Here is a 23,076-nt window from a genome sequence, read left to right on the forward strand (position 1 = left end):
GATGTCCTCCCTTTGGCGCGGATCAGGCGGTTGCCAGCTCCATCACCGATACGTTGTTGGCTTGCGCATGATCGAGAATGCCCGACTGCCGCCCCGCCGCCATCACCATGATGCGGTTGGACACCCCCAGCACTTCCTCGAGATCAGAGCTAACGACGATCACCGCCACGCCCGATTGCGCGAGGCCGACGATGATGTCGTAGATCGACGAGCGCGCACCGACGTCGATGCCCCGCGTCGGCTCGTCGAGCACCACGACCTTGGGATCGCGCGCGAGCCACTTGGCGATGACCACCTTCTGCTGGTTGCCGCCCGACAGCTCGTTGGCCTTTTGCGGGCCTTTGCCCTTGACGCCGAACTTGGCGATATTGGCATCACCGAACGCGCGCACCTTGCCCGAGGTGATGAAGCCGCCGGTCGCAACCTTGCCCAGATTGGCGTAGCCGATGTTTTCCGCGATGCTGTGCTCCAGTACCAGCCCCTGAAGCTTGCGGTCCTCGGGAACCAGAACGATGCCGCTCCTGATGGCATCGCGCGGGGATTTCGGCGTGATATCGCGCCCGTGCAGCAGCACCTTGCCCGATGCGATGGGATCGGCCCCGGCGATGGCGCGCACCAGCTCGGTGCGGCCCGCGCCGACCAGCCCGGCAATGCCGAGGATCTCGCCCTTGCGGACGGTGAAATTGACGCCCTCGAAATCGCCGCGGGCCGAGGCAAGGCCCTGCACCTCGAGCACCGGTTCATCGCAAGGCGTGGGCAGCGCCGGGAACATCCGGTCAAGCTGACGGCCCACCATGGCCGCGACAATGCTGCGGATCGGCACATCGGCGCTGTCGAAATCCTGCACCTTGGCGCCGTCGCGCATCACCACGATGCGGTCGGCAACCTGACGGATCTCTTCAAGCCGGTGCGAAATATAGATGATGCCGACGCCTTCGGATTTCAGCCGCGCGATCTGTTCGAACAGCCGCTTGGTCTCTTCGCCGCCCAACGCGGCGGTCGGCTCGTCGAGGATCAGCAGCTTTGCGTTCAGCGTCAGCGCCTTGGCGATCTCGACAAGCTGCTGGTTGGCGGTCGACAGCCCATCGACCTTGCGGGTGGGCGACACATCAAGGCCCAGCCGTTCCAGCCCGTGCTTCGCCTGCTGCGCCATGGCGCGCCGGTCGATCATCCCGGCGCGGCGCGGGTAGCGCCCGACAAAGACGTTTTCGGCGATGCTCAGATGCGGCAGCAGCATCAGTTCCTGATGGATCATGCCGACGCCCGCGTCGATCGCCCCCCCCGGATTGGCCGGGGCGTAGGGCTGGCCCTGCCATGTCATCTCGCCCGACGAGGGCGCGACGGTGCCGCTGATGATCTTGGACAGCGTTGATTTGCCCGCGCCGTTCTCGCCTAGAAGCGCGACCACCTCGCCCGGACGGACATCGATATCGATGCCGTGCAAGACCTGAATCGGCCCGTAGGACTTGCGGATATTGCGCAGCGACAGGATCGGAGCGGTCATGAGCATTGCCTTTCGCAGGTGTCGATAAGGGTGGCCGGTGCCGTGGTTACGGATGCTCGGCGACGTAGTCGGCCGCGTTCTCGGGCGTGGTCAGGAAGCCCGGCAGCAGCTGCTCGGCGGGCAGCTTTTCGCCAGCGGCCAGCTTGATGGCGCTGTCCACGGCAAGGCGACCGATGCCGCGCACCTGCTGGGTCGCGGTGGCGTCATAGCCCCCCTCGGCCAGAACCGGCAGCGCGGTGGTGTCGCCGTCAAAGCCGCCGATATAGACGCGGTGATCGATGTTCGACACTTTCACGCCCTGCATCGCGCCCATCGCCAGACCGTCGGCCTGACCAAAGATGATGCTGACCTTCGGGTTCGCCTGAAGCAGGTTCTGCGAGATATCAAGCCCTTCGGCCTGCGACCACTGGTTCGACCACTGCTGCGCCACCAGTTCGACGCCGGGGTTTTCCTCGATGGCCATCATGCAGCCCTTGGTGCGCTCGACCTCGGGGGTGGTGCCCTTCTGGCCGTGGATCATGATCATCTGGCCCTCGCCCCCGGCGAGAGAGATGATGTGCTTGCAGACCTCATAGGCCGACGCGGCGTTGTTGGTGGCGATGAAAGTATCGCCCGGCTCGCCTTCGGCGTTGCGGTCGACGTTGACGACGGGGATGCCTTGCGCCCGTGCCAGACGCGCCGGAACCGTCGCGGCGGCGGCGCCAGCGGGCAGATAGATCAGCGCGTCGATGTTCTGGGTCAGCAGATCCTGCACCTGGCTGACCTGTGTCGCACCATCGTTCTTGGCGTCGACGGTGATGACCTCGATGCCCTTTTCCTTGGCGTATTCCTCAACACCGATCTTGATCTGGTTGAAATAGTCGGCCTGCAGGTTGGTCACGGCAAGGCCAAGGCGCTTGACCTCGGCGGCCTCGGCGCTGAATGCGAACGCGGCCATGGCGGATGCTGCAAGCAGGGATGCCTTGAGTTTCATGGATGTCTCCTCCGGTCGTTTCGAAACGCTCCTCGCGTCTCGTCAGGGTGCCCCGCAGGGCAGTGGCCGGCGGGCGCGGGGCACCCGCCGGGAAAATTCAGCGCTTCTTGAAGGCTTCGGCAGCGACGGCGAGCGCGATGACCACGCCGATCACCACCGCCTGGGTAAAGGGCGACACGCCCAGCAGGTTCAGCCCGTTGCGCAGCACGCCGATGATCAGCACGCCGATGATGGTGCCGACGATGCCGCCCTGCCCGCCGCTCAGGCTGGTACCGCCGATCACCACCGCCGCGATGGTGTCGAGCTCATAGGTAAAGCCAGCGGTGGGCTGCACCGAGTCCAGCCGCATCGCCAGAACCACGCCGCCAAGCCCGGCCAGCACGCTGGACACCACATAGACGCCGACGGTCAGCAGATTGGTGCGAATGCCCGCAAGCCGCGCCACCTCGGGATTGCCGCCAATGGCATACAGGCTGCGCCCGGCAGAGCTGTAGCGCAAGAACACCCACCCCAGTGCGAACACCACCAGCATCACGGCAACGGTCGCGGTCAGAAAGCCGCCGTAACGGATGAAGGCCAGCATCGAGAACCACGCCGGAAAGCCGACGATCTGCTGGCCATCGGTGATCATGTTGGCAAGGCCGCGCGCGATCGACATCATCGCCAGCGTAGAAATAAAGGCGGGCACGTTGAACAGGGTGATCAACAGCCCCGACACCGCGCCGCTGGCCGCCGCGCAGGCCAGCGCCACCGCGATGCCGATGCCCAGCGGGTAGCCCGCGACATTGGCGACATATCCCATCACCATCATCGCCAGCGCCAGCACCGAGCCGACCGCAAGGTCGATGCCGCCGATCAGGATGACCAGCGTCATGCCCACCGCCATGATCCCCAGCACGGTGATCTGGTCGAGCACATTGAGCAGGTTGCGCAGGGTGAAAAACGAGTCGGTCGCAAAGGACAGGAAGATGCACAGCAGCACCAGCCCGATCAGGGGGCCAGTTGCCCCGCTCAGCGAGAACATGTCAGAAAGCCGCGGCCGCTCCGACGACGTGGATTGGGTCATGGTCATCCGATCCTCCTCCAAGGGTGCCCGATGGGCCTTCGGTGTAATGCATATTTATTCATGCATGATGGAAAATGCCTAATCCGACATAACCCCGCTGTCAAGCCATAGATGCACCTTAAATTCGCCGCAGCGCAGCGCCAGCTTCCGCTATCTCGGCAGCTTGACAGCGTCGGTTTTTGTATGTTTATATCTGCTGGAATATTTATTCACTCATGCAAGGGGATACCGAAATGGACACCCAAGACCTTCGCCGCATGGCGAACCAGATCCGGCAGCGCGACGTTCGGGCCGTCTTTGAGGCTGGGGCCGGACACATCGGCGGCGAGATGTCGGTCACCGATCTGCTGACGGCGCTGTATTTCGACATCATGAACGTCGATCCGGCCAACCCGTTGGACCCCAACCGCGACCGCCTTGTGCTCAGCAAGGGCCACACCGCGCTGGCGCTCTACATCACGCTGTCGAAAAAGGGCTTCATCCCCGAAGCGGAAATCGAGACCTTTCTGGCGCATAACTCCCGCCTCAATGGCCACCCCAACCGGGTCAAGGTTCCGGGGGTCGAAACCAACACCGGCCCGCTGGGCCACGGCCTGCCGGTTGCGGTTGGCATGGCCACGGCGGCCAAGCTGAACGGCGCGTCGTGGCGCAGCTTTGTCATCACCGGCGACGGCGAGATGCAGGAAGGCTCCAACTGGGAGGCGATCATGGCCGCCGCCCAGTTCAAGCTGGATAACCTGACGCTGATCATCGACCACAACCGCCTGCAGCAGGGCGCAAGGCTGGCCGACACCAACAACCTCGCGCCCATCGCGCCAAAGGTCGCCGCCTTCGGCTGGGCGGTCGAGGAAATCGACGGTCACGACATGGAGCAGATCACCCGCGCCCTGTCGGCAGACACGATCACCCAAGGCAAGCCCAAGTGCATCGTCGCCCACACCAACAAGGGTCAGGGCATCAGCTTCATGTCCGACAACGTCGCATGGCACCACAAGGTGCCCAGCGAAGACCAATACCGGCAGGCCATCGCCGAACTCGAGGAGGCCCTTCAATGAACATGCCCTTCAAGGACGCCAAACTGCACGATTGCCGCAATGCCTTTGTCGCCGCTCTGGAAGAGCTGGCCGAGGCGAACCGCGACATCGTCACCGTGTGCAACGATTCGGTCGGAAGCTCGAAGCTGGGCGGCTTCAAGGAAAAGTTTCCCGAACGGCTGATCAACGTCGGCATCGCCGAGCAGAACATGGTCGGCGTCGCGGCCGGGCTGGCCAATGGCGGCAAAATCCCCTTTGTCTGCTGCGCCGCGCCGTTCCTGACCGGCCGCGCGCTGGAACAGATCAAGGCCGATGTCGCCTACAGCCAGACCAATGTGAAACTGGTCGGGATTTCTTCGGGCATGGCCTATGGCGATCTGGGCCCGACGCATCACTCGATCGAAGATTTCGCATGGATCCGCGCCTTGCCGAACGTTGCGGTGATCGCTCCCGCCGATCGCATCGAAACCGATGCGGTGATCCGCTGGGCCGCGCAATATGACGGCGGCTGCTTCCTGCGCCTGAGCCGCGTCGGCGTGCCCGACCTGCTGCCCGAGGGCCATGTGTTCGAACTGGGCAAGGCCAACCTGCTGCGCGACGGCGCCGATCTGACGATCATCGCCAATGGCACGCTGGTGCACCGCGCCATGAGGGCCGCCGCCCTGCTGGCCGACAAGGGCATCGAGGCGCGCGTTCTGAACATGGCCAGCGTGCGCCCCATCGACGAAGACGCCATCGTGGCCGCTGCAACGGACACCGGCGCGATTGTGACCGTCGAGGAACACACCACCTTTGGCGGTCTGGGCTCTGCCGTGGCCGAAGTGGTGGTCGACAAGGCCCCGGTGCCAATGGCACGGCTCGGCGTGCCGGGGGTGTTTGCGCATACCGGCTCGGCAGAGCAGCTGCTCGATGATTTCGGCATGGCCCCCTCGGCCATCGCCAACAGCGCCGAAGCGCTGCTGAAACGGAAAGGCTAAGACCATGGAACGCGCCATTCTGGCAATCGACGAAGGCACCACGAATTCCAAGGCCGTGCTGGTGTCGCAAACCGGAGAGATCCTCGCCAGTGGCGCGTCCCCCGTCCCCACGCAATATCCCCAGCCCGGCTGGGTACAACAGGACGCCAATGCCATCTGGGCGGCGACGCAGAGCGCCATCAAGGCCTGCATCGCCGCCCGGCCCGATGTGCAGGTCTCGGCCATCGGCATTTCCAACCAGCGCGAATCGGTGTTGATCTGGGATCGCGCCACCGGTGCGCCTCTGGGGCCGGTGGTGACCTGGCAATGTCACCGCACCTCCGCTGCCTGCGAGGCGCTGAAGGCCGCTGGCCACGAGCCAGAGGTCATCGCCAGAACCGGCCTGCCGATCGACCCGATGTTCCCGCCGACCAAGGCGGCATGGCTGCTGAAACATCACGCCAGCGCGCCCGACATCTGCATCGGCACGGTGGACAGCTGGCTGATCTGGAACCTCTCGGGCGGTGCGGTGCACGCAACCGACCGGTCCAACGCCGCGCGCACCCAGCTGTTCAACCTCGCGCAAGGCACATGGGACGATGATCTTTGCGCACTTTTCGGCGTCGCGAAATCCATGCTGCCCGAGGTCCACGACAGCGCGCATGTCTTTGGCACCACCAAGGGCGCGGGCGTGCTGCCCGACGGCATCCCCATCGCCTCGGCCATCGGCGATTCCCACGCCGCGCTGTTCGGGCATGGCGCCTTTCACCCCGGAGACGGCAAGATCACCTTCGGCACCGGCTCTTCGGTGATGACCACTGTGCCCGATTTCATTGTGCCGCCCAAAGGCATCACCACCACCATCGCCTGGTCGCTGAACGGCCAGAGCACCTATGCCTTCGAGGGCAATATCCTTGTCTCCGCCTCGATCCTGCCATGGACACAGGCGCTGCTTGGCCTGCCCTCGGTCGATGCGCTGATGGATCTGGCGCAAACGGTCGACGATAGCATGGGCGTCACGCTGGTGCCCGCGCATGTCGGCCTCGGCGCGCCGCATTGGAACGCCGAGGCGCGCGGGCTGATCAGCGGCCTGACCTTCGGCGCGGGCCCGGCGCATGTGGCACGGGCGGCGGTCGAAAGCATTCCTTTTCAGGTGCGCGATGTGTTTGCCATCATGGCGCAGGCGGCGGGCGGCATCGGGCGGGTCTCGGTCGACGGAGGTCCGTCGCGCAACCGCTTCCTGATGGGGCTGGTCGCCGACATGCTGAACCACCCGGTCACCCCGGCACGCAGTACCGAAGCCTCGGCGCTTGGCGCGGCCCATCTCGCCGGGCTGGCAACCGGCCTGTGGCCGGACCTGAAGGCGCTGTCGCAACTGGAAAGCCGCGACGCCGACATCGCCCCGCAGATGGCCCCAACGCAGCGCGCGCAACGCCAGAGCGCATGGCACAAGGCAATTGCCCGCAGCATCCTTGACGTGTAGTGAATAAAAATTCACAGGCAACCTTGGCCGGGAGAATCCACAAATGTCGCGCCTGAACGAGCTGCGCATGATCGCGCGGGTGGCCCAGATGTATTACGTCGAAAAGCAGCGGCAGGCCGACATCGCGAAACACCTGCGCATGTCGCAGGCCACCGTGTCGCGAATGCTCAAGAAGGCGCAGGAAGAACAGATCGTGCGCACCACGGTCGTCGCCCCGTCGGGCACCTATGCCGAACTCGAGGCCGGCCTGCGTGAACGCTTCGGCCTGTCCGAGGCCATCGTCGTCGAATGCTCCGAAGACCGCGACGGCGCGATCATGGCCCGCATCGGCGAGGCCGCAGCGCATTTCCTTGAAGCAACGCTGCAACCGGACGAGATCATCGGCGTGTCAAGCTGGTCGGAAACCATCCTGCGCATGGTCGACAACATTCACCCGATGAAATCGGGCAAGGCGAAATACGTGGTGCAGACGCTCGGCGGCATGGGAGACCCGGCGGTCCAGACCCATGCCAACCAGCTCACCACTCGGCTGGCGCGGCTGACCGGCGCCGAGGCCCACCTGCTCAGCGCCCCCGGCGTGGCGCAATCGCGCGAGGCCAAGCTGGTTCTGCTGGGCGACCCCTATGTGCGGGAAACAATGGATCTTTTCAGCAAGATCACGCTGGCCATCGTCGGCATCGGCGCGATTGAGCCATCCTCGATGCTGGCGCGCAGCGGCAATGTCTTCTCGTCGCGCGAATTGTCCGATGTGACCGACGCAGGCGGGGTCGGCGACATCTCCTTGCGCTTCTTCGACAGCTCCGGTGACCCGGTACGCACACCGCTCGACGAGCGCGTGATCGGCATGTCTCTGGAAGAGCTGTCAAACGTTGAGCGGGTGATCGGCCTTGCGGGCGGCCAGTCCAAGACCGAAGCCATCCGCGGCGCGCTGCAGGCCGGTGTGCTCGACCTGCTCGTGACCGACAAGTTCACCGCCGCGCGACTACTCCGGAACGGTCCCGAGTCATAAAAACGCCCCGCCCCGCCGCGATGCCCGGCCTGCCTCCGGCGGGGATATTTAAGGCCAGAAGAAGCCATGGGCGCCGCGCACCGGTTTCTTCTGGCTTCAAATATCCCGGGGGGAGCGCGAAGCGCGGGGGGCTGGCCCCCCTCTGCCCACAGTCAAGGGTGAAGAGGCCCGGAGCAAAGCGCCCCGGACCCGTCAGCCTCAGGCGACGGCCTTTGCTGCGGCGGGCCGGTCCAGTTGCCCATGGAGCGCGGCAATCGACAGGGCTGCGCGGGCGGCCTCGCGTCCCTTGGTCACGAAATGCGTGCCAAAGAACCCTTCGTGCTCGGCGGTCGGTTGGAAGTGGTGCGGCGTCAGCGACACCGACAGCACCGGAACGCCGGTGTCGAGCCCGGCCTTCATCAACCCGTCGACCACCGCCTGCGCCACAAAGTCGTGGCGGTAGATGCCGCCATCCACGACAAGCGCCGCGCAGGCGATGGCATCGTAGTCACCGCTTTGCGCCAGTTTGCGCGCCAGAAGCGGCATTTCGAAGGCGCCCGGCACCTCGAAGACATCGACGGGCGCAGTCACGCCGGCGTCTTTCAATTCGGCAAGGAATCCTTCGTGCGCGCGGTCGACGATATTGGCGTGCCAACGCGCCTTGATGAAGGCAAACTTGGGGGATTTTGTCATAACTCTGGTCCTTTCCGCATGACAGAATCCCAGAGCGTCGAAGCACGGCGCCAAATGGCCCCGCCCCCCCTTCTCTACCATCCGGACTTTCACCGTCGGCCCCGGAGTTCCACCGGATCTGCTGACCCATCGTCTATGATGGCGCTCGCGGGCTGTCACCGCCGGTGGGGAATTGCACCCCGCCCTGAGAATTCCCCAGATCTGGAATCGCTGCACCGCAAGGTCAAGTCGTTTTCCTGCGAATGATTGCTGAAAATGCTCTGACGCCCAGCCAGACGGCATTTTTGCGCATCAGGTGACCGCGACAACTGGCTCACCGGCGAATTCCGTCTCGTGCAGCATCATCGCGGCCCCAAGCGCTACCCCTTCGGGCCCGACTTCCGACAGGATCAGCCGTGGCCCCGGCGTCTGTTCGAGCAGGTTGCGCGACAGCGCCTCCTGCACCAGCTTTTCGCTGCGGGCGAACAGCGTGCCGACGCGCCCGCCAATCACCACCGTCGCGGGATTGAGCAGCGTGGTGACAATCGCCAGTCCGCGCGCCAGCTGCCAGGACCAGTCCTCGAGCACCTGCCGGGCGGCCTTGTCGCCGGTATCGAGCGCGTCGAGATATTCGGCAAGATGCGCCGCCTGCCCGCCAAGCGTCTGGAACCGCGACAGAACCGCCTGCCGCGCCACGTAGCTTTCGAAACTGCCCCGGATCGCGGTCAGATTACAAAAGCCCGCCTCGCCGATCGGCATATGGCCGAGTTCGCCAGCGATACCCCCCACGCCTTCGAGGATGCGCCCCCCGGTCATGATGCACCCGCCGACGCCATCGTCGAGCAGCACGAAGACCGCCTCATCCAGCGATTCCGGCCCCCGATGCAGCGAGCGCGCCGCCAGCGCAAAGGCGTTGGCGTCATTCACAAGGCGACGCACCGGCAGCGCCCCCAGCCGGTCCTGCAGCATCTCCTGCACCGCAACACCGACCCAGCCGAGCGGCGGCGCGCGCAGCACCCGCCCATCCAGATCGACGATCCCCGGCACCGCGACATTGACCCCGGCGACGATCGACGGGTCCTTGAGCGTTGACAGGTAATCCTCGACCATGACGCCGATGCGCTCGACCACGGTGCCCGGATCGGCCGGGCGGCTGGGCACCCGCTCTTCGCGCAGATAGCGCGAGCGGCCCCGGTAATCGACCGCCGCCACCCGCAGAAAGCTCGCGCCGATATCGGCGCCAAGGTAATGCGCGTGATCCGGGTTCAGGCGCAGGCGGATCGACGGCCTGCCCGTGCGGCTTTCGCGCCACTGGCCGGAATCGTCGATCTCCTGCACGCGGCCTTCGTCGAGCAGCGAGGCGACGATGCTGGAGGAGGTCGAGCGCGTCATCGACAGCGCGCGGGCAAGATCGGCGCGGCTCATCGAGCCGGTTGCCGCAAGGCATTCCAGCGCCCGCATTTCGTTCATCCGCCGCAGCACCACAGGCCCTGCCATGACGCTTTCCTCCGCGTTCAAATCCCCCCGTCCGTGCCCCGCCGTCCGTGGTTGACAAGTATTACACAATATGTTTGTTTTGCAACCAAACAAACTGGCGACCCGGATGGAGAGACGGATTCGCCAATACCCATGAGGAGGAGATCATGGCTCTCGGAAAATCGGCTCGGCTGCTGGCGACAGTGGCCGCTTGTGGACTTGCGACCGGCGCTTCTGCGGCGGATGTCGAAGTCCTGCACTGGTGGACTGCTGGCGGCGAAGCCGCGGCGCTCAACGTGCTGAAAGAAGATCTCGCCGGCCAGAGCGTCGGCTGGGAAGACATGCCCGTAGCCGGCGGGGGCGGCGCGGCCGCGACCACCACGCTCAAGGCCCGCGTTGCCGCCGGCAACCCGCCGACCGCCGCGCAGCTGCTTGGCATGTCGGTGCGCGAATGGGCGCAGGAAGGCTCGCTTGGCGACATCACCGCGCTGGCGGATGAGGGCAACTGGGCCGACGTGCTGCCGCAGGCCGTAGTCGATTTCGCCACCTATGACGGCAAGTGGGTTGCGGCGCCGGTCAACATCCACCGCCCGAACTGGCTGTGGATCAACGCCGCGATCTTCGAAGAAAACGGCCTGACCCCACCCACCACATGGGAAGAGTTCAACACCGTCGCCGCCGCGCTTCAGGAAAAGGGCATCACCCCGCTGGCGCATGGCGGCCAGCCCTGGCAGGACGCCACCGTCTTCGATGACGTGGTGCTGGGTCTTGGCGGCGCCGATTTCTACCGCAAGGCGATCATCGAGGCCGACCTCGACGCGCTTGGCTCTGACACCATGGTTCAGGTCTTCGACCAGATGCGCACCCTGCGCGGTTATGTCGATGACAACTTCTCGGGCCGTGACTGGAACCTTGCCACCGCGATGGTGCTGAACGGCGAAGCCGCGATGCAGCTGATGGGCGACTGGGCCAAGGGCGAAATCATCCGCGCCGACATGGTGCCGGGTGAGGACATCCTGTGCATTCCCGCGCCGGGCACCGCCGGGTCCTACCTGTTCAACACCGACTTCTTCGCCTTCTTCGACGTGACCGGCGACATGAAGGCGGCACAGGACGCGATGGCCAATTCGGTCATCTCGCCGGAATTCCAGCACGCTTTCAACAAGGTCAAGGGCTCGATCCCGCCGCGCACCGACGTGGACATTTCCGACTATGACGCCTGCGCCCTCAAGGCCAAGGACGACATCGCGGAAGCCTCGGCCAATGATGCCCTGCTGGGCAGCCTCGCCCATGGCCATGCCCAGACCTCGTCCGTGCAGCGCGCCATCTTCGACGTGGTGACCGAGCATTTCAACTCGGACATGTCGTCGGAAGACGCCGTGGAAGAACTGGTGCTGGCGGTCGAATCCGCCTCGATCTGATCTGACACCCCACAAGGACCGGCGGCGCCCACGCTGGCGGTCCTCTCTGCCTCAAGACAACCCACCCGGAGGTCATCGTGGCCGCTCACCCCGCCCCGTCGGCGAGGGCAAGGTTGCGTGTGCTCTTGCCGCGCCTCGTTCTCAGCCCGTCGCTCGCGCTTGTCGCGTTCTTCGTCTATGGCTTCATCGCCTTCACCACCTATCTCAGCTTTTCCGACAGCAAGATGCTGCCGAGTTACGGCTGGGTCGGGTTCCAGAATTACGAGACGCTGTTTTCCCTGCGCATGTGGGATATCGCGGTCACCAACCTCGCGATCTTCGGCATCCTGTATATCGTGATCTGCTCGTTCCTCGGTCTGATGCTGGCGATCCTGCTCGACCAGCACATCCGCGCCGAAGGCTTCATCCGCACCGTGTACCTGTATCCGATGGCGCTCAGCTTCATCGTGACGGGCGTGGCGTGGAAATGGTTCCTCGATCCGGGCATCGGGCTGGAAGCCGTGATGCATGACTGGGGCTGGACCAGTTTCGAATTCCGCTGGATCAAGGATCGCGACATGGCGATCTATACCATCGTCATCGCGGCGGTCTGGCAGACCAGCGGCTTTGTCATGGCGACCTTCCTTGCTGGCCTGCGCGGCATCGACAGCGAGATGCTCAAGGCCGCCCGCGTCGATGGCGCCGGAACCTTTGCCGTTTACCGGCGCATCGTCATCCCGCAGCTGCGCCCCGCCTTCCTGTCGGCGTTCGTGGTCTTGGCGCATATGGCGATCAAATCCTATGATCTCGTGGTCGCGCTGACCAATGGCGGGCCCGGCAACGCCACCGCCGTGCCGTCGACCTTCATGTATTCCTACACCTTCACCCGCAATCAGATGGGCATCGGGGCGGCCTCGGCGGAAATCATGCTGCTGACCATCGCCGCCGTGATCATCCCCTACCTGTGGTCCGAACTGAAGGAGGACAAGCGATGACCCTGCGCCCCGCCCGCATCCTTCTTTACGCCATTCTGGGGCTGTTCTGCCTGTATTACCTGCTGCCGCTTTACGTGATGCTGGTGAATTCGGTGAAACCCCTACAGGAAATCACCTCGGGCGGCATGATGGAACTGCCGCAGGTCTGGACCCTTGCGCCATGGCACAATGCCTGGTCGCAGGCGCAGGTCGGCGTCGAGGCAACCGGTCTCAAGCCCTATTTCCTCAACAGCTTCCTGATGGTGGTGCCCGCCGTGACGATTGCCACGGTGCTTGGCGCGCTCAACGGCTACGTGCTGACGAAATGGCGCTTTCGCGGCGATACCATCCTGTTCGGCCTGATGCTGTTCGGCTGCTTCATCCCGTTCCAGATCGTGCTGATCCCGATGGCCCGCAGCCTTGGCTTTCTCAATCTTTCGGGCACCGTGACCGGCCTTGTCTTCGTGCATGTCGTCTATGGCATCAGCTTTTCCACGCTGTATTTCCGCAACTATTATTCCGCCTTCCCGACGGAACTGGTGCGCGCGGCGGAAATCGACGGGGCTGGGTTCTTTACCATCTTCTGGCGCATCCTCGTGCCCAACTCGGGCCCCATCGCGGTGGTCTGCGTGATCTGGCTGTTCACCAATATCTGGAACGACTTCCTGTTCGGGGCCTCGTTCAGCGATTTCAGCAGCCAGCCGATGACCGTCGCGCTCAATAACCTCGTGCAAAGCTCGACCGGCGAAAAAGAATACAACGTGCATTTCGCCGGGGCCATCATGGCCGCTTTGCCCACTCTGTTTGTCTACATCGTCGCCGGGCGCTTCTTTGTGCGCGGGCTGATGTCCGGCTCCGTGAAAGGATGACCTGATGACCCAGGCATTTCTCAACATCGACAAGGTCACCAAGGCCTATGGCGCAGTGCAGGTGCTCAACGAGACCAACATCGCCGTGCAGAAGGGGGAATTCCTCGTGCTGGTCGGCCCCTCGGGCTGCGGAAAGTCGACCCTGCTGAACATGATCGCCGGGCTGGAAAACATCACCTCCGGCGAGGTGAGCATCGACGGGCGTGTGGTCAACGACGTGCCGCCCGCCGATCGCAACATCGCCATGGTGTTCCAAAGCTATGCGCTTTATCCCAACATGACGGTGCGCGGGAACATCTCGTTCAGCATGGAAATGCACAAGGTTCCCAAGCCCGAGCGCGAAGCCAAGATCGCGCAGGTGGCCGAGCTGCTGCAGATCACCCACCTGCTCGATCGCAAGCCGGGGCAGCTGTCGGGCGGCCAGCGCCAGCGCGTTGCCATGGGCCGGGCGCTGACCCGCGATCCGGCGGTGTTCCTGTTCGACGAGCCGCTGAGCAACCTCGACGCCAAGCTGCGCGTCGACATGCGCACCGAGATCAAGAAGCTGCACCAAAAGCTGGGCACCACCATCGTCTACGTCACCCATGATCAGGTCGAGGCGCTGACCCTGTCGACCCGCATCGCGGTGATGTTCGGCGGCGACGTGCAGCAGCTGGGCACCCCCGAAGAGGTCTACAACAACCCCGCCAACATGTTCGTGGCCGGGTTCATGGGCTCGCCCGCGATGAACCTGTTCCCCGCCGAGCTGATCGAGCTGAACGGCACGGTCGGGGTCAGGGTGGTGACGGCGGGCGGGTTCATCACCCTGCCCTTCCCGCATGGCGCGCATCTCACCGATCAGATCGGCCGCGAGATCGTTCTCGGCGTGCGCCCGGAATCGATGACCGACCCCGAAAGCGCCGACCACGACAGCCATTGCCTTGAACATGTCGATCTGCCGGTCGAACTGGTGGAAACCACCGGGGCCGACAGCTTTGTCACCATCCTTCTGGGCGGCAAGGAATGCATCGGACGTTTCCGCGGCAAATCGACCGCCACCGCCGGGCAACTGACCCATGTCACCTTCGACATGACCCGCGCCGTCGCCTTCGATCCGAAAACCGAACAGCGGCTGGCCTGATGTTTGCCCTGCCCGAAACACTGGTGGATCGCGTGGTCTCCCTCCAGGGAGACCGCCGGCGCATCGTCGCCGTAGTCGGCGCGCCCGGATCGGGCAAGTCGACGCTGGCCGAGGCCCTGGCCGAGGCGCTGAGCGCGCAGGGCATCAGCGCCGCCGTGCTGCCGATGGATGGCTTTCACTACGACGACGCGCTGCTGGAGGCGATGGGCCTGCGCCCGCGCAAGGGCGCGCCGGAAACCTTTGACGTGGCGGGCTTCTCGCAACTGCTGACCCGGCTGCGCGCCAATGACGAAGATCAGGTCTGCGTGCCGGTCTTCGACCGGGCGCTGGAAATCTCGCGCAATGCCGCGCGGATGATCCCGTCATCGGTCGAAATCCTCATTGTCGAGGGCAATTACCTGCTGCTCGACGCCCCCGGCTGGCGCGATCTACGCAAGCATTACGATGTCTCGGTGATGCTCGACGTCCCCGAGGCCAAATTGCGCGCCCGCCTGTGGAAGCGCTGGCAGGATCACGGCATTCCCGAAGCCGAAATTCCCGCCAAGGTCGAAGGCAACGATTTGCGCAACGCCCTCACCGTTCTGACCCAGTCGCTGCCCGCGGATCTGACGATCCCGCAGCCCTCCCCCACGCTCTGAAAGACCCCCATGACCAACTTCTCCTCCCCCGGTTTTGCCGACAAAGGCCCGATCCTCGTCACCGGCGCATCCGGTGGCATCGGCGGCGCCACCGTGCGCCAGCTGGTCGCCGCTGGCGCCACCGTCATCGCCAATGGCCGCAACGAAGAGGCGCTGGCCGAGCTGGCAAAGGACACCGGCTGCCGCACCCTGCCCTTCGATTTGACCTGCGAAGATTCGGTCAAAGCTGCGCTGGAAGGGCTCGACCTCTGGGGCGTGGTGAACTGCGGCGGCTGGGGCGGCGAAATCGCCACCCCGATGGAAACCGACATCAGCGTCTTTGACAAGGTCATGGCGATCAACGCCCGCGGCGCGCTGCTGGTCACCAAATATGCCTCGCAGACCATGGTCGCCGCAGGCAAAGGCGGCGCCATCGTCAACGTCTCGTCGCAAGCCTCGCTTGTAGGGCTGCGTGGGCACATCTCATATGGCTCGTCCAAGGCGGCGCTCGACAACATCACCCGCGTCTCGGCGCTGGAACTGGGCGAATACAACATCCGGGTCAACGCGGTGAACCCGACGGTGGTCATGACCCCGATGTCGGCCTGGTACTGGGGCCGCCCCGAAGTGCAAGGCCCGTTCCTTGACACCATGCCGCTGCACCGCTGGGCCACCGAAGACGAGATCGCCGCGCCCATCGTCTTTCTGCTGTCGGACGGCGCGTCGATGATTTCGGGCATCACCCTGCCCATCGACGGCGGTTTCACCGCGGTTTGATCGCGGCGCGGCGCGGGGTTGCCCGCGCCGCAGGGCATGTTACCTCTGGCGGGACAACCCATGAGAGGTACCATGACCGACAGCCCCATCGACCCAAGCCTTCTCGACCGCCTCGCCGACGTGGCGGTGCACACGGGGCTGAACCTTCAGCCCGGCCAGCAGCTTATCATCACCGCCCCGGCCGAAGCCCTGCCCTTGGTGCGCCGCATCACCGTGGCGGCCTACAAGGCCGGCGCCGCGCTGGTGACCCCGATCCTGAGCGATCCTGAACTGACCCTCGCCCGCTTTGCCCATGGCAGCGACAACGGCTTCGACAGCGCGGCCGACTGGCTCTTTTCCGGCATGGCCGACGCCTATGCCAACGGCGCCGCCCGCCTCGCCATCGTCGGCGAAGACCCGATGCTGCTCTCCGAAATGGACCCGGCCAAGGTGTCACGCGCCGGCAAGGCAACCTCGAGTGCCTACAAACCGGCGCTGGAAAAGATCTCGAACTTCGAGATCAACTGGTCCATCTGCTCTTATCCCGGCCTCGCATGGGCCAAGCGCATGTTCCCCGAGCTTCCCGAAACGCAGGCCCAGCAAAAGCTGGCCGAAGCGATCTTTGCCGCCTCGCGCGTAGATCGCGACGATCCCGTCGCCGCATGGGCCGAACACAACGCCGCGCTCAAGACCCGCAGCAGCTGGCTCAACGAACAGCGCTTTGCCGCGCTGCATTTCAAAGGCCCCGGCACCGATCTGACAATCGGTCTGGCCGACGATCACGAATGGCACGGCGGCGCCGCCCCGGCCCAGAACGGCGTGACCTGCAACCCCAACGTGCCCACCGAAGAGGTCTTCACCACGCCCCACGCCCACAAGGTCAACGGCACGGTGCGCAGCACCAAACCGCTGTCCCATCAGGGCAGCCTGATCGACGGCATCGAGGTCACCTTCACCGATGGCAAGATCACCGAAGCCAAGGCCGACAAGGGCGGCGACATCCTGCGCGAGCTGATCGCGACCGACGACGGCGCCTCGCGCCTCGGAGAGGTCGCACTGGTGCCCCATGGCTCGCCGATCTCGCAATCGGGGCTGCTGTTCTACAACACGCTCTTCGATGAAAACGCCGCCTGCCACATAGCCCTTGGACAATGCTACTCGAAATGCTTCGTCGACGGCGCCTCCCTGACCCCCGAAGAGATTGCAGCCAAAGGCGGCAACTCCAGCCTGATCCACGTCGACTGGATGATCGGCGGGCCAGACACCGACATCGACGGCCTCACCGCGGACGGCACGGCGGTACCGGTTTTCCGCAAAGGCGAGTGGGCCTGACGCCTCACTGATCCCGGAAACCAACACCAGACCGCAAAATCCGGCCTGCCTCCGGCGGGGATATTTAGAGCCAGAAGAAACCAGAGCGCAGCGCCCCTGTTTCTTCTGGCCTCAAATATCCCGGGGGGTGAGGCCGTAGGCCGAGGGGGGCAGCGCCCCCCTTGCCGCGTCAGCCAGCCAACACCACACCTTCATATCTGAATCGGTACAACCGAGCGGACCCTCGCCCGGCGAAAACGTATGCCGGAGAGAACTTAACTCAGGTACCTTGGCTTCGAACCCCCGTGTTTCGCGAGGTTCTGTTAAGGTTGCTCGCGCAGGCCTCGTCTTCAGATTGGAAGGCGCACAAACGGTTAAACGGACTCTATCGCACCGGCAGCGCCGCATTCGCGGTGATCCCGCGTCCGCCCGAAGAGCCCAGAACCTGTACCAGCCCCCCGGCTGCCCCCCACTATTGCGGCGAAGGCGGCTAGCGTCGCCTCGGCCGGAACCTCGAATGACTGCATCTCGCATGCCGGCTTCGGAGGCGCGGGCGTCCTTGATGCGAACACCCGCCGCACGCCCGGTCAGGCCTGCGGGCTTGCATGGCGCGGATGTTTGCCGTCTGCGCCCTCCTTCACCTGAAACACCGCGAGATACAGCGCCGGAGCAAAGACCAGCGTGATCACCGTACCTGCGATGATGCCGCCCATCATGGCAAAGGCCATCGGCCCCCAGAAGATCTGCCGCGAAATCGGAATCAGCGCCAAGGATGCCGCCGCAGCCGTCAGCAGGATGGGGCGGGCGCGCGCGTCCGAGGCTTCGAATACCGCGTCCCAGGCGGGGCGGCCTTCGACGCGCAGGGTCTGGATTTCGTCGACGAGGATGATGGCGTTGCGGATCAGGATGCCGATCAGCGCCAGCACCCCAAGGATCGCCACAAAGCCAAGCGGCGCGCCGGACGGCAGCAGCGCTGCCACCACCCCGATCAGGCCCAGCGGCGCGACGCAAAGCACCACGAACGCCAGACGGAAGCTTTGTACCTGCACCATGATCAGCGTCAGCATGATCAGCATCATCAGCGGCACCACAGCGGCAATTGGCGCCTGACTGTCGGTCGAGCTTTCGACGGTGCCGCCGATCTCGACCGCATAGCCCGCCGGCAGCGCGTCCGAGAAGGCCGCGATGGCGGGCACCAGATCGCCGACGATGGTCGCCGGCTGGGTGGGGCCTTTGATCGCGGCGCTGACGGTCACCGTGGGTCGACGGTCGCGCTGATGCACCACCGGCTGTTCGACGCCCCAGTCAAAGCGCGCCACCGCCCGCAGCGGAATCGCCCGCCCGTCGCCCGCCGACAATTGCAGCCCCGGCAAGCCCTCGACCGTGCCCCGCGACGAGGCATCGCCGCGCGCCAGAATATCCACCAGATACTCACCATCGCGCAGTTCCGTCACCGTGGCGCCATCGTAGATCGCCGCCAGCGCCCCGCCGATATCGGATTGCGAGATCCCGAGGCGCCGCGCCTGATCCTCGAGGATCTGCACCCGCACCACGCGGCTTGGCTCGTTCCAGTTCAGCACGATGCTGTCGAGCCGCCCGTCCTGCGCCATCACCGCCGCCAGCGCGCGCGCATGATCGCGCAGCGCGGCGACATCCGGCCCGCTGATCCGGTATTGCACCGGGCGCCCCACCGGCGGCCCGATTTCCAGCAGCTTGACGAAGATATCCGCCCCCGGAAACTCCCGCAGCGCCAGCGTGTCGAGATCGGCGCGCAGCGCATCGCGCGCATCGGTCGACGGGGTCTGGATCACGATCTGCCCCATGTTCGACGTCGGCGTCGGCACGTCATAGGACAGCAGGAACCGCGGCGCGCCGCGCCCCACGTAGGTCGACCAGAACTCGGCCCGCTCGTCGCCCTCCAGCGCCGCGGCAAAGCGCGCCATCTGCGCCGAGGTTTCGGCAATCGTGCTGTTCTGCGGCAGGGTGAAATCGACCACCAGTTCGGTGCGATCTGAGCTCGGAAAGAACTGCTGCTCGACAAAGCGCATGCCGAACACAGACATCCCGAAGGTCAGCACCGTCAGCAGAATCGTCGCCCAGCGGTGCCGCATCGCCAGCAGCAGCAGGCCGTGAAAGCGTCGCCGCAGCCAGCCCGGCCCGGAATCGTGATGCTTCATCTTGGCAGACAGGAAGGTGACCCCCAGCAACGGCGCGAACAGCACCGCCACCACCCAGCTGACCACCAGCGACACCGCGATCACCACGAACAGCGAAAAGGTGAATTCCCCCGCCGCCGAATCGTTCAGCCCGATGGGAATGAACCCGGCCACCGTGACCAGCGTTCCCGTCAGCATCGGAAAGGCGATCGAGGTCCATGCATAGCTCGCCGCCCGCGTCAGGCTTTCGCCCTTTTCCAGCCGCGAGATCATCGTCTCGATGGCGATCATCGCATCATCTACCAGCAGCCCCAGCGCGATGATCAGCGCCCCCAGCGAAATCCGCTGCAGCGTGAAGCCAAGCTCGTTCATCACCACGAAGGTGATCGCCAGCACCAGCGGGATCGCCACCGTCACCACCAGCCCGGCCCGCAGCCCGAGCGAGACAAACGACACCGCCAGCACGATCACCACCGCCTCGGCCAGCGCCTTGAGGAAATGGCCCACCGCCTCGTCCACCACATGCGGCTGGTCGGCCACCTGCGCGATGTCGATGCCAACGGGCATCGACGCCTGCGCCGCATCCATCACCGCGCTCAGCGCCTCGCCGAATTTCAGGATGTTGGCGCCCTCGCGCATGCCCACCGACAGGCCGATGGCGTCCTGCCCCATGTAGCGGAACAGCTCGGAGGGCGGGTCTTCGTAGCCCAGCCGGATCTCCGCGACATCGGCCAACCGGAAGAACCGGTCATCGACGCGAAGCGAAATGTCGCGCAGGCTCTGCGTGCCCTCGAAGGCGCCCGAGACCCGCACCAGAACCCGCTCCGGCCCGGCCTCGATCACCCCCGACGGGGTGATGGCGTTCTGCGCCGCCAGCGTTTGTTGCACCTGCTGCTGGTTCAGCCCCAGCGCCGCCAGCCGCTCGGTCGAGAATTCAAGGTAGATGACCTCGTCGCGGGTGCCGAAAATCTCGACCTTACCGGCATCGGGCAGCGCCTGCACATCGCGACGCACCTCTTCGACCTGTTCGCGCAGCTCTCGCGGGGAAAAGCCATCGGCGGTAAAGGCAAAGATGTTGCCATAGACGTCGCCAAAGCTGTCGTTAAAGCTGAACCCTTGAAATTCATGAGGAAATTCCCCCTGAATATCCGCCATCATATTGCGGACCTGCTGCCAGATGCGCGGCAGCTGGTCGGCCTTGGTGGTGGGCAGCAGTTCCAGATAGACCACCGCGCTGCCCGGCCGCGTGACCGAGCGGGTATAATCCAGCTCGTCGAGATCCTCGAGTTCCTTCTCGATGCGGTCGGTGACTTGATCGAGCGTATCCTGCACCGTCGCGCCGGGCATCGCGGCGCTGATGATCATCGTCTTGATGGCAAAGTTCGGGTCTTCCTCGCGGCCAATCTCCACATAAGCCAAGGCCCCGGCCAGCAGCGACACCGCCATCAGGAACCACACGAATGACCGGTGCCGCAGCGCCCAGTCCGACAGGTTGAAACGGCTCATTCCGGGATCCTTTCTCCGACGGGCTGGCCGTCTTGCAGCGAATGGATGCCGCGTGTGATCACTTCATCCCCCTCGCTGATTCCATTTGTGATCACAGCGTAGCCCATCAGGCTGCCCGCCACCGTCACCGAGGTCAGCTGCGCGGTCGCGCCCCCTGCCCCGCGGCTGACCCGCCAGACCTTGTCGTCGAGGATCGCGGCTTCGGGCAGGGCAATGGCGCTTTGCCCGTCCCCCTGCGGGCGAGCCCGCGCCAAGGTGCCGATACGGAAGGCATCGGGCGGCTCGATCAGCGCCAGATGGGCGCGCCGGGTGCGGGTGCTTTGCGCCGCCACCGGTTCGATCCGGTCCAGCGTCGCAACACTGGTGATCGACGGCTCGGAGATCAGCTGCACGTCGAACAGCGCGCCGGGGTCCAATCGCATGGCGTCGGCCTCGGACAGATCGATCAGCATTTCGCGCTGCGTCAGCCCCGACACCTGCACCACCGGATCGCCCGCCGCCAGCGTGTCGCCCTGATCGGCATAGGTAGCGGTGACGATGCCATCCTGCGGCGCGCTCAGCGTTGCCAGCCCCAGCAGGTCTTCGGCCTGCGCGCGCTGCGCCTGCGCCTGCGTCAGCGCCGCCTCGGCGGCGGCAAGCGCCCGCGTCGCATTGTCGAGCGTCACCTGCGTTTCCACCCCGCGCGCCTTGAGCGTTTCGGCCCGGTCCCGCGCATCGCGCGCTGACGAGGCATTGGCCTCGGCCACCGACACCCCCGCCTCGGCGGCGCGCAGCCGCGCCGTCAGCTCTTCTGGATCGAGCCGCGCGAGCACATCGCCCTTGGCCACCCGATCCCCAAGCCGGGCCGGACGTTCGGCCACCGTGCCGATCATCGGAAAGCCAAGATCAACCGCGATGCGCGCCGCGATCGGCCCGACGAAATCGGGCTGCGGCAGCGACTGGCGCGCGACAATGACGCTGACCACCGGACGGGGCGTTTGGGTTTGGTCAACCTCTTCCTGCGCCATCAGCGGCAGCGCGGCCAGATTGGTCAGGATCACAAGCAGGGTGGCCAGCAGTCTCATTCCCCCTCCTCCGCGCTCAGGGTGTTCACGTCGATGACATTGCGGCCGGGAAACAGCAGCTGCGCCCCCTGCCCCACGATGCGGTCGCCCGGGCTCAGCCCGTCCGAAACCGTAAGATATTGCGTGGCGAAGCTGTCGATGGTCACCGGCACCAGATCCACGTCGCCCTCTGGCGTCAGACGCCAGACCGCGGGCGCATCGCCGATGGCGCTGAGCGCCTGCCACGGCAATTGCACCACCTCGCCCTCTGCCTCGAAGCTCACCTCGCCGCGCACCGCCTCGCCAAGGTCGAGCCGAGCCGGAGGATTGGGGATGGCGACCTTGACGGCCACGGTGCCGGTGTCCGAGGCCACCAGCGGCGAGACCTCGCGGATGGTGCCGGTAAAGATGTCGTCTGGCTCATTTAGGGTGTGCAGCGTCACCGTGGCCGCGCCGATGGATTTGGTCAGCAGCACCTCGGGAACGTCAAACACCGCCTCCATGTCGCCGCCAAGCGCAAGGTCGAACACCGGCTGGGCGGCGCCGACCACCTGCCCGTCCTCGGCCAGCCGGTCGATGATCGTGGCCTCCTGAGGCGCGCTGAGGGTGGTGTCGCGCAGCGCCTTCTGCGCCTGTTCCAGCTCGGCCTGCGCCCGGGCAAGCGCACCGGCGGCGGCCTTCAGACTGTCTTCGGCGGCATCGCGTTCGGCGCGGGTGGTGGCCCCGCGTTCGAACAGCGCGTCCAGCCGGGTGAAATCGCCCTGCGCCTGCGTTTCATCGGCCTGCGCCGAGGCCAGCCCAGCCTCGGCCGATCGCAACGCCTGCTGCTGCTGCACCGGGTCGAGACGGGCGAGGACATCTCCGGCGGCGACCCTGTCGCCTTCGCGCACGAGAACCTCGATCAGCCGTCCGGCAACCGGGAAGGCGGCGGCGATCTCGTCCCGCGCCGCGATCTCTCCGGTCAGCGCGTAGGTGCGCAGCGGAAGAACGGCGGTGGCAGTGACGATCTCGACAGGCAAGGGGTCGGCGGCTTGCACCGCGCTGCCGAGGCAGGCCGCAAGGAGGCAAAGAGGGGCAAGGCGCGGCATGGTAACCTCCTGTCAGGATTCACGTGGCATAGTCCTAGCGTGACCGCGGGTCAGGGCAACAGGGCAAACTTTGCGTCAAATCGC

The 23,076-nt window shown here is 65.2% G+C and carries 19 protein-coding genes and 1 riboswitch; of the genes, 11 read left to right on the forward strand and 8 right to left on the reverse strand.

The window, feature by feature from the left end; translation table 11 throughout:
- Window positions 1–22: 22 nt before the first annotated feature.
- The 3 genes from Q4543_RS07015 to Q4543_RS07025 form a co-directional block, all read right to left on the reverse strand.
- Window positions 23–1,504 (reverse strand): sugar ABC transporter ATP-binding protein, encoded by a 1,482-nt coding sequence (locus Q4543_RS07015; protein ID WP_303437087.1) that lies wholly within the window; start codon window positions 1,502–1,504, stop codon window positions 23–25.
- Between the two features lie 46 nt (window positions 1,505–1,550).
- On the reverse strand, window positions 1,551–2,477 hold the full coding sequence (locus Q4543_RS07020; protein WP_303437088.1) for a substrate-binding domain-containing protein: 927 nt from the start codon (window positions 2,475–2,477) through the stop codon (window positions 1,551–1,553).
- Window positions 2,478–2,574: 97 nt separating this feature from the next.
- The gene (locus tag Q4543_RS07025; RefSeq protein ID WP_303437089.1) at window positions 2,575–3,549 is read right to left on the reverse strand and encodes an ABC transporter permease; all 975 of its coding nucleotides are present in this window, start codon (window positions 3,547–3,549) and stop codon (window positions 2,575–2,577) included.
- Between the two features lie 227 nt (window positions 3,550–3,776).
- On the opposite strand from Q4543_RS07025, the gene Q4543_RS07030 reads away from it, so the two are divergent.
- From Q4543_RS07030 to Q4543_RS07045, 4 genes are read left to right on the forward strand one after another with little or no spacing between them, the layout of a single operon-like run.
- The gene (locus Q4543_RS07030; RefSeq protein ID WP_303437090.1) at window positions 3,777–4,598 is read left to right on the forward strand and encodes a transketolase; all 822 of its coding nucleotides are present in this window, start codon (window positions 3,777–3,779) and stop codon (window positions 4,596–4,598) included.
- The gene (locus Q4543_RS07035; protein WP_303437092.1) at window positions 4,595–5,554 is read left to right on the forward strand and encodes a transketolase family protein; all 960 of its coding nucleotides are present in this window, start codon (window positions 4,595–4,597) and stop codon (window positions 5,552–5,554) included. The genes Q4543_RS07030 and Q4543_RS07035 overlap by 4 nt, the downstream gene beginning before the upstream one ends.
- 4 nt (window positions 5,555–5,558) lie before the next feature.
- Window positions 5,559–7,016: an FGGY family carbohydrate kinase gene (locus Q4543_RS07040; RefSeq protein ID WP_303437094.1), complete on the forward strand. Its 1,458-nt coding sequence runs from the start codon at window positions 5,559–5,561 to the stop codon at window positions 7,014–7,016.
- A 43-nt stretch (window positions 7,017–7,059) separates the two neighbouring features.
- Window positions 7,060–8,025 carry a sugar-binding transcriptional regulator gene (locus tag Q4543_RS07045; RefSeq protein WP_303437096.1) on the forward strand — a complete coding sequence of 322 codons (966 nt, stop codon included), beginning with the start codon at window positions 7,060–7,062 and terminating at the stop codon, window positions 8,023–8,025.
- Between the two features lie 198 nt (window positions 8,026–8,223).
- On the opposite strand, the gene Q4543_RS07050 is transcribed toward Q4543_RS07045, so the two are convergent.
- Together Q4543_RS07050 and Q4543_RS07055 are read right to left on the reverse strand one after the other, a co-directional pair.
- Window positions 8,224–8,697 (reverse strand): 6,7-dimethyl-8-ribityllumazine synthase, encoded by a 474-nt coding sequence (locus Q4543_RS07050; protein ID WP_303437097.1) that lies wholly within the window; start codon window positions 8,695–8,697, stop codon window positions 8,224–8,226.
- Between the two features lie 65 nt (window positions 8,698–8,762).
- Window positions 8,763–8,893, reverse strand: a riboswitch (FMN riboswitch).
- Between the two features lie 95 nt (window positions 8,894–8,988).
- Window positions 8,989–10,173 (reverse strand): ROK family transcriptional regulator, encoded by a 1,185-nt coding sequence (locus Q4543_RS07055; RefSeq protein ID WP_303437098.1) that lies wholly within the window; start codon window positions 10,171–10,173, stop codon window positions 8,989–8,991.
- A 146-nt stretch (window positions 10,174–10,319) separates the two neighbouring features.
- On the opposite strand from Q4543_RS07055, the gene Q4543_RS07060 reads away from it, so the two are divergent.
- From Q4543_RS07060 to Q4543_RS07090, 7 genes are all read left to right on the forward strand, one after another.
- A complete protein-coding gene (locus tag Q4543_RS07060) occupies window positions 10,320–11,573 on the forward strand; it encodes an ABC transporter substrate-binding protein (RefSeq protein WP_303437099.1) in 1,254 nt (417 codons plus the stop codon).
- Window positions 11,574–11,698: 125 nt separating this feature from the next.
- Entirely contained in the window at window positions 11,699–12,547 is an 849-nt protein-coding gene (locus Q4543_RS07065; RefSeq protein WP_252737505.1) for a carbohydrate ABC transporter permease, read from the forward strand.
- On the forward strand, window positions 12,544–13,395 hold the full coding sequence (locus Q4543_RS07070) for a carbohydrate ABC transporter permease (RefSeq protein WP_303437100.1): 852 nt from the start codon (window positions 12,544–12,546) through the stop codon (window positions 13,393–13,395). The genes Q4543_RS07065 and Q4543_RS07070 overlap by 4 nt, the downstream gene beginning before the upstream one ends.
- Before the next feature lie 4 nt (window positions 13,396–13,399).
- Window positions 13,400–14,515: an ABC transporter ATP-binding protein gene (locus Q4543_RS07075; protein WP_303437101.1), complete on the forward strand. Its 1,116-nt coding sequence runs from the start codon at window positions 13,400–13,402 to the stop codon at window positions 14,513–14,515.
- Window positions 14,515–15,153, forward strand: coding sequence for a nucleoside/nucleotide kinase family protein (locus tag Q4543_RS07080; RefSeq protein ID WP_303437103.1), 639 nt, complete (start codon window positions 14,515–14,517; stop codon window positions 15,151–15,153). The genes Q4543_RS07075 and Q4543_RS07080 overlap by 1 nt, the downstream gene beginning before the upstream one ends.
- A 9-nt stretch (window positions 15,154–15,162) precedes the next feature.
- Window positions 15,163–15,909, forward strand: a complete 747-nt coding sequence (locus Q4543_RS07085; protein ID WP_303437105.1) for an SDR family oxidoreductase — start codon at window positions 15,163–15,165, stop codon at window positions 15,907–15,909.
- A 72-nt stretch (window positions 15,910–15,981) separates the two neighbouring features.
- On the forward strand, window positions 15,982–17,220 hold the full coding sequence (locus Q4543_RS07090) for an aminopeptidase (RefSeq protein WP_303437106.1): 1,239 nt from the start codon (window positions 15,982–15,984) through the stop codon (window positions 17,218–17,220).
- Between the two features lie 566 nt (window positions 17,221–17,786).
- On the opposite strand, the gene Q4543_RS07095 is transcribed toward Q4543_RS07090, so the two are convergent.
- The 3 genes from Q4543_RS07095 to Q4543_RS07105 are packed head-to-tail and all read right to left on the reverse strand — an operon-like array spanning window position 17,787 to window position 22,992.
- The gene (locus tag Q4543_RS07095; protein ID WP_303437108.1) at window positions 17,787–20,861 is read right to left on the reverse strand and encodes an efflux RND transporter permease subunit; all 3,075 of its coding nucleotides are present in this window, start codon (window positions 20,859–20,861) and stop codon (window positions 17,787–17,789) included.
- Window positions 20,858–21,925, reverse strand: a complete 1,068-nt coding sequence (locus Q4543_RS07100) for an efflux RND transporter periplasmic adaptor subunit (protein ID WP_303437109.1) — start codon at window positions 21,923–21,925, stop codon at window positions 20,858–20,860. Before Q4543_RS07100 ends, Q4543_RS07095 begins: the two co-directional genes overlap by 4 nt.
- Window positions 21,922–22,992 carry an efflux RND transporter periplasmic adaptor subunit gene (locus Q4543_RS07105; protein ID WP_303437110.1) on the reverse strand — a complete coding sequence of 357 codons (1,071 nt, stop codon included), beginning with the start codon at window positions 22,990–22,992 and terminating at the stop codon, window positions 21,922–21,924. Before Q4543_RS07105 ends, Q4543_RS07100 begins: the two co-directional genes overlap by 4 nt.
- Between the last annotated feature and the right edge of the window lie 84 nt (window positions 22,993–23,076).

Origin of the sequence: Salipiger sp. 1_MG-2023 (assembly GCF_030547555.1) — a bacterium.
Lineage (GTDB): Bacteria > Pseudomonadota > Alphaproteobacteria > Rhodobacterales > Rhodobacteraceae > Salipiger.

What these genes read in the sequence shown, in the direction of transcription:
- Q4543_RS07035 (WP_303437092.1), top strand. Translation starts at nt 4,595, where the DNA reads ATGAACATGCCCTTCAAGGACGCCAAACTGCACGATTGCCGCAATGCC.
- Q4543_RS07055 (WP_303437098.1), bottom strand. Translation starts at nt 10,173, where the DNA reads ATGGCAGGGCCTGTGGTGCTGCGGCGGATGAACGAAATGCGGGCGCTG.
- Q4543_RS07045 (WP_303437096.1), top strand. Translation starts at nt 7,060, where the DNA reads ATGTCGCGCCTGAACGAGCTGCGCATGATCGCGCGGGTGGCCCAGATG.
- Q4543_RS07020 (WP_303437088.1), bottom strand. Translation starts at nt 2,477, where the DNA reads ATGAAACTCAAGGCATCCCTGCTTGCAGCATCCGCCATGGCCGCGTTC.
- Q4543_RS07075 (WP_303437101.1), top strand. Translation starts at nt 13,400, where the DNA reads ATGACCCAGGCATTTCTCAACATCGACAAGGTCACCAAGGCCTATGGC.
- Q4543_RS07085 (WP_303437105.1), top strand. Translation starts at nt 15,163, where the DNA reads ATGACCAACTTCTCCTCCCCCGGTTTTGCCGACAAAGGCCCGATCCTC.
- Q4543_RS07015 (WP_303437087.1), bottom strand. Translation starts at nt 1,504, where the DNA reads ATGACCGCTCCGATCCTGTCGCTGCGCAATATCCGCAAGTCCTACGGG.
- Q4543_RS07090 (WP_303437106.1), top strand. Translation starts at nt 15,982, where the DNA reads ATGACCGACAGCCCCATCGACCCAAGCCTTCTCGACCGCCTCGCCGAC.
- Q4543_RS07030 (WP_303437090.1), top strand. Translation starts at nt 3,777, where the DNA reads ATGGACACCCAAGACCTTCGCCGCATGGCGAACCAGATCCGGCAGCGC.
- Q4543_RS07105 (WP_303437110.1), bottom strand. Translation starts at nt 22,992, where the DNA reads ATGCCGCGCCTTGCCCCTCTTTGCCTCCTTGCGGCCTGCCTCGGCAGC.
- Q4543_RS07070 (WP_303437100.1), top strand. Translation starts at nt 12,544, where the DNA reads ATGACCCTGCGCCCCGCCCGCATCCTTCTTTACGCCATTCTGGGGCTG.
- Q4543_RS07025 (WP_303437089.1), bottom strand. Translation starts at nt 3,549, where the DNA reads ATGACCATGACCCAATCCACGTCGTCGGAGCGGCCGCGGCTTTCTGAC.
- Q4543_RS07060 (WP_303437099.1), top strand. Translation starts at nt 10,320, where the DNA reads ATGGCTCTCGGAAAATCGGCTCGGCTGCTGGCGACAGTGGCCGCTTGT.
- Q4543_RS07080 (WP_303437103.1), top strand. Translation starts at nt 14,515, where the DNA reads ATGTTTGCCCTGCCCGAAACACTGGTGGATCGCGTGGTCTCCCTCCAG.
- Q4543_RS07040 (WP_303437094.1), top strand. Translation starts at nt 5,559, where the DNA reads ATGGAACGCGCCATTCTGGCAATCGACGAAGGCACCACGAATTCCAAG.
- Q4543_RS07095 (WP_303437108.1), bottom strand. Translation starts at nt 20,861, where the DNA reads ATGAGCCGTTTCAACCTGTCGGACTGGGCGCTGCGGCACCGGTCATTC.
- Q4543_RS07050 (WP_303437097.1), bottom strand. Translation starts at nt 8,697, where the DNA reads ATGACAAAATCCCCCAAGTTTGCCTTCATCAAGGCGCGTTGGCACGCC.
- Q4543_RS07100 (WP_303437109.1), bottom strand. Translation starts at nt 21,925, where the DNA reads ATGAGACTGCTGGCCACCCTGCTTGTGATCCTGACCAATCTGGCCGCG.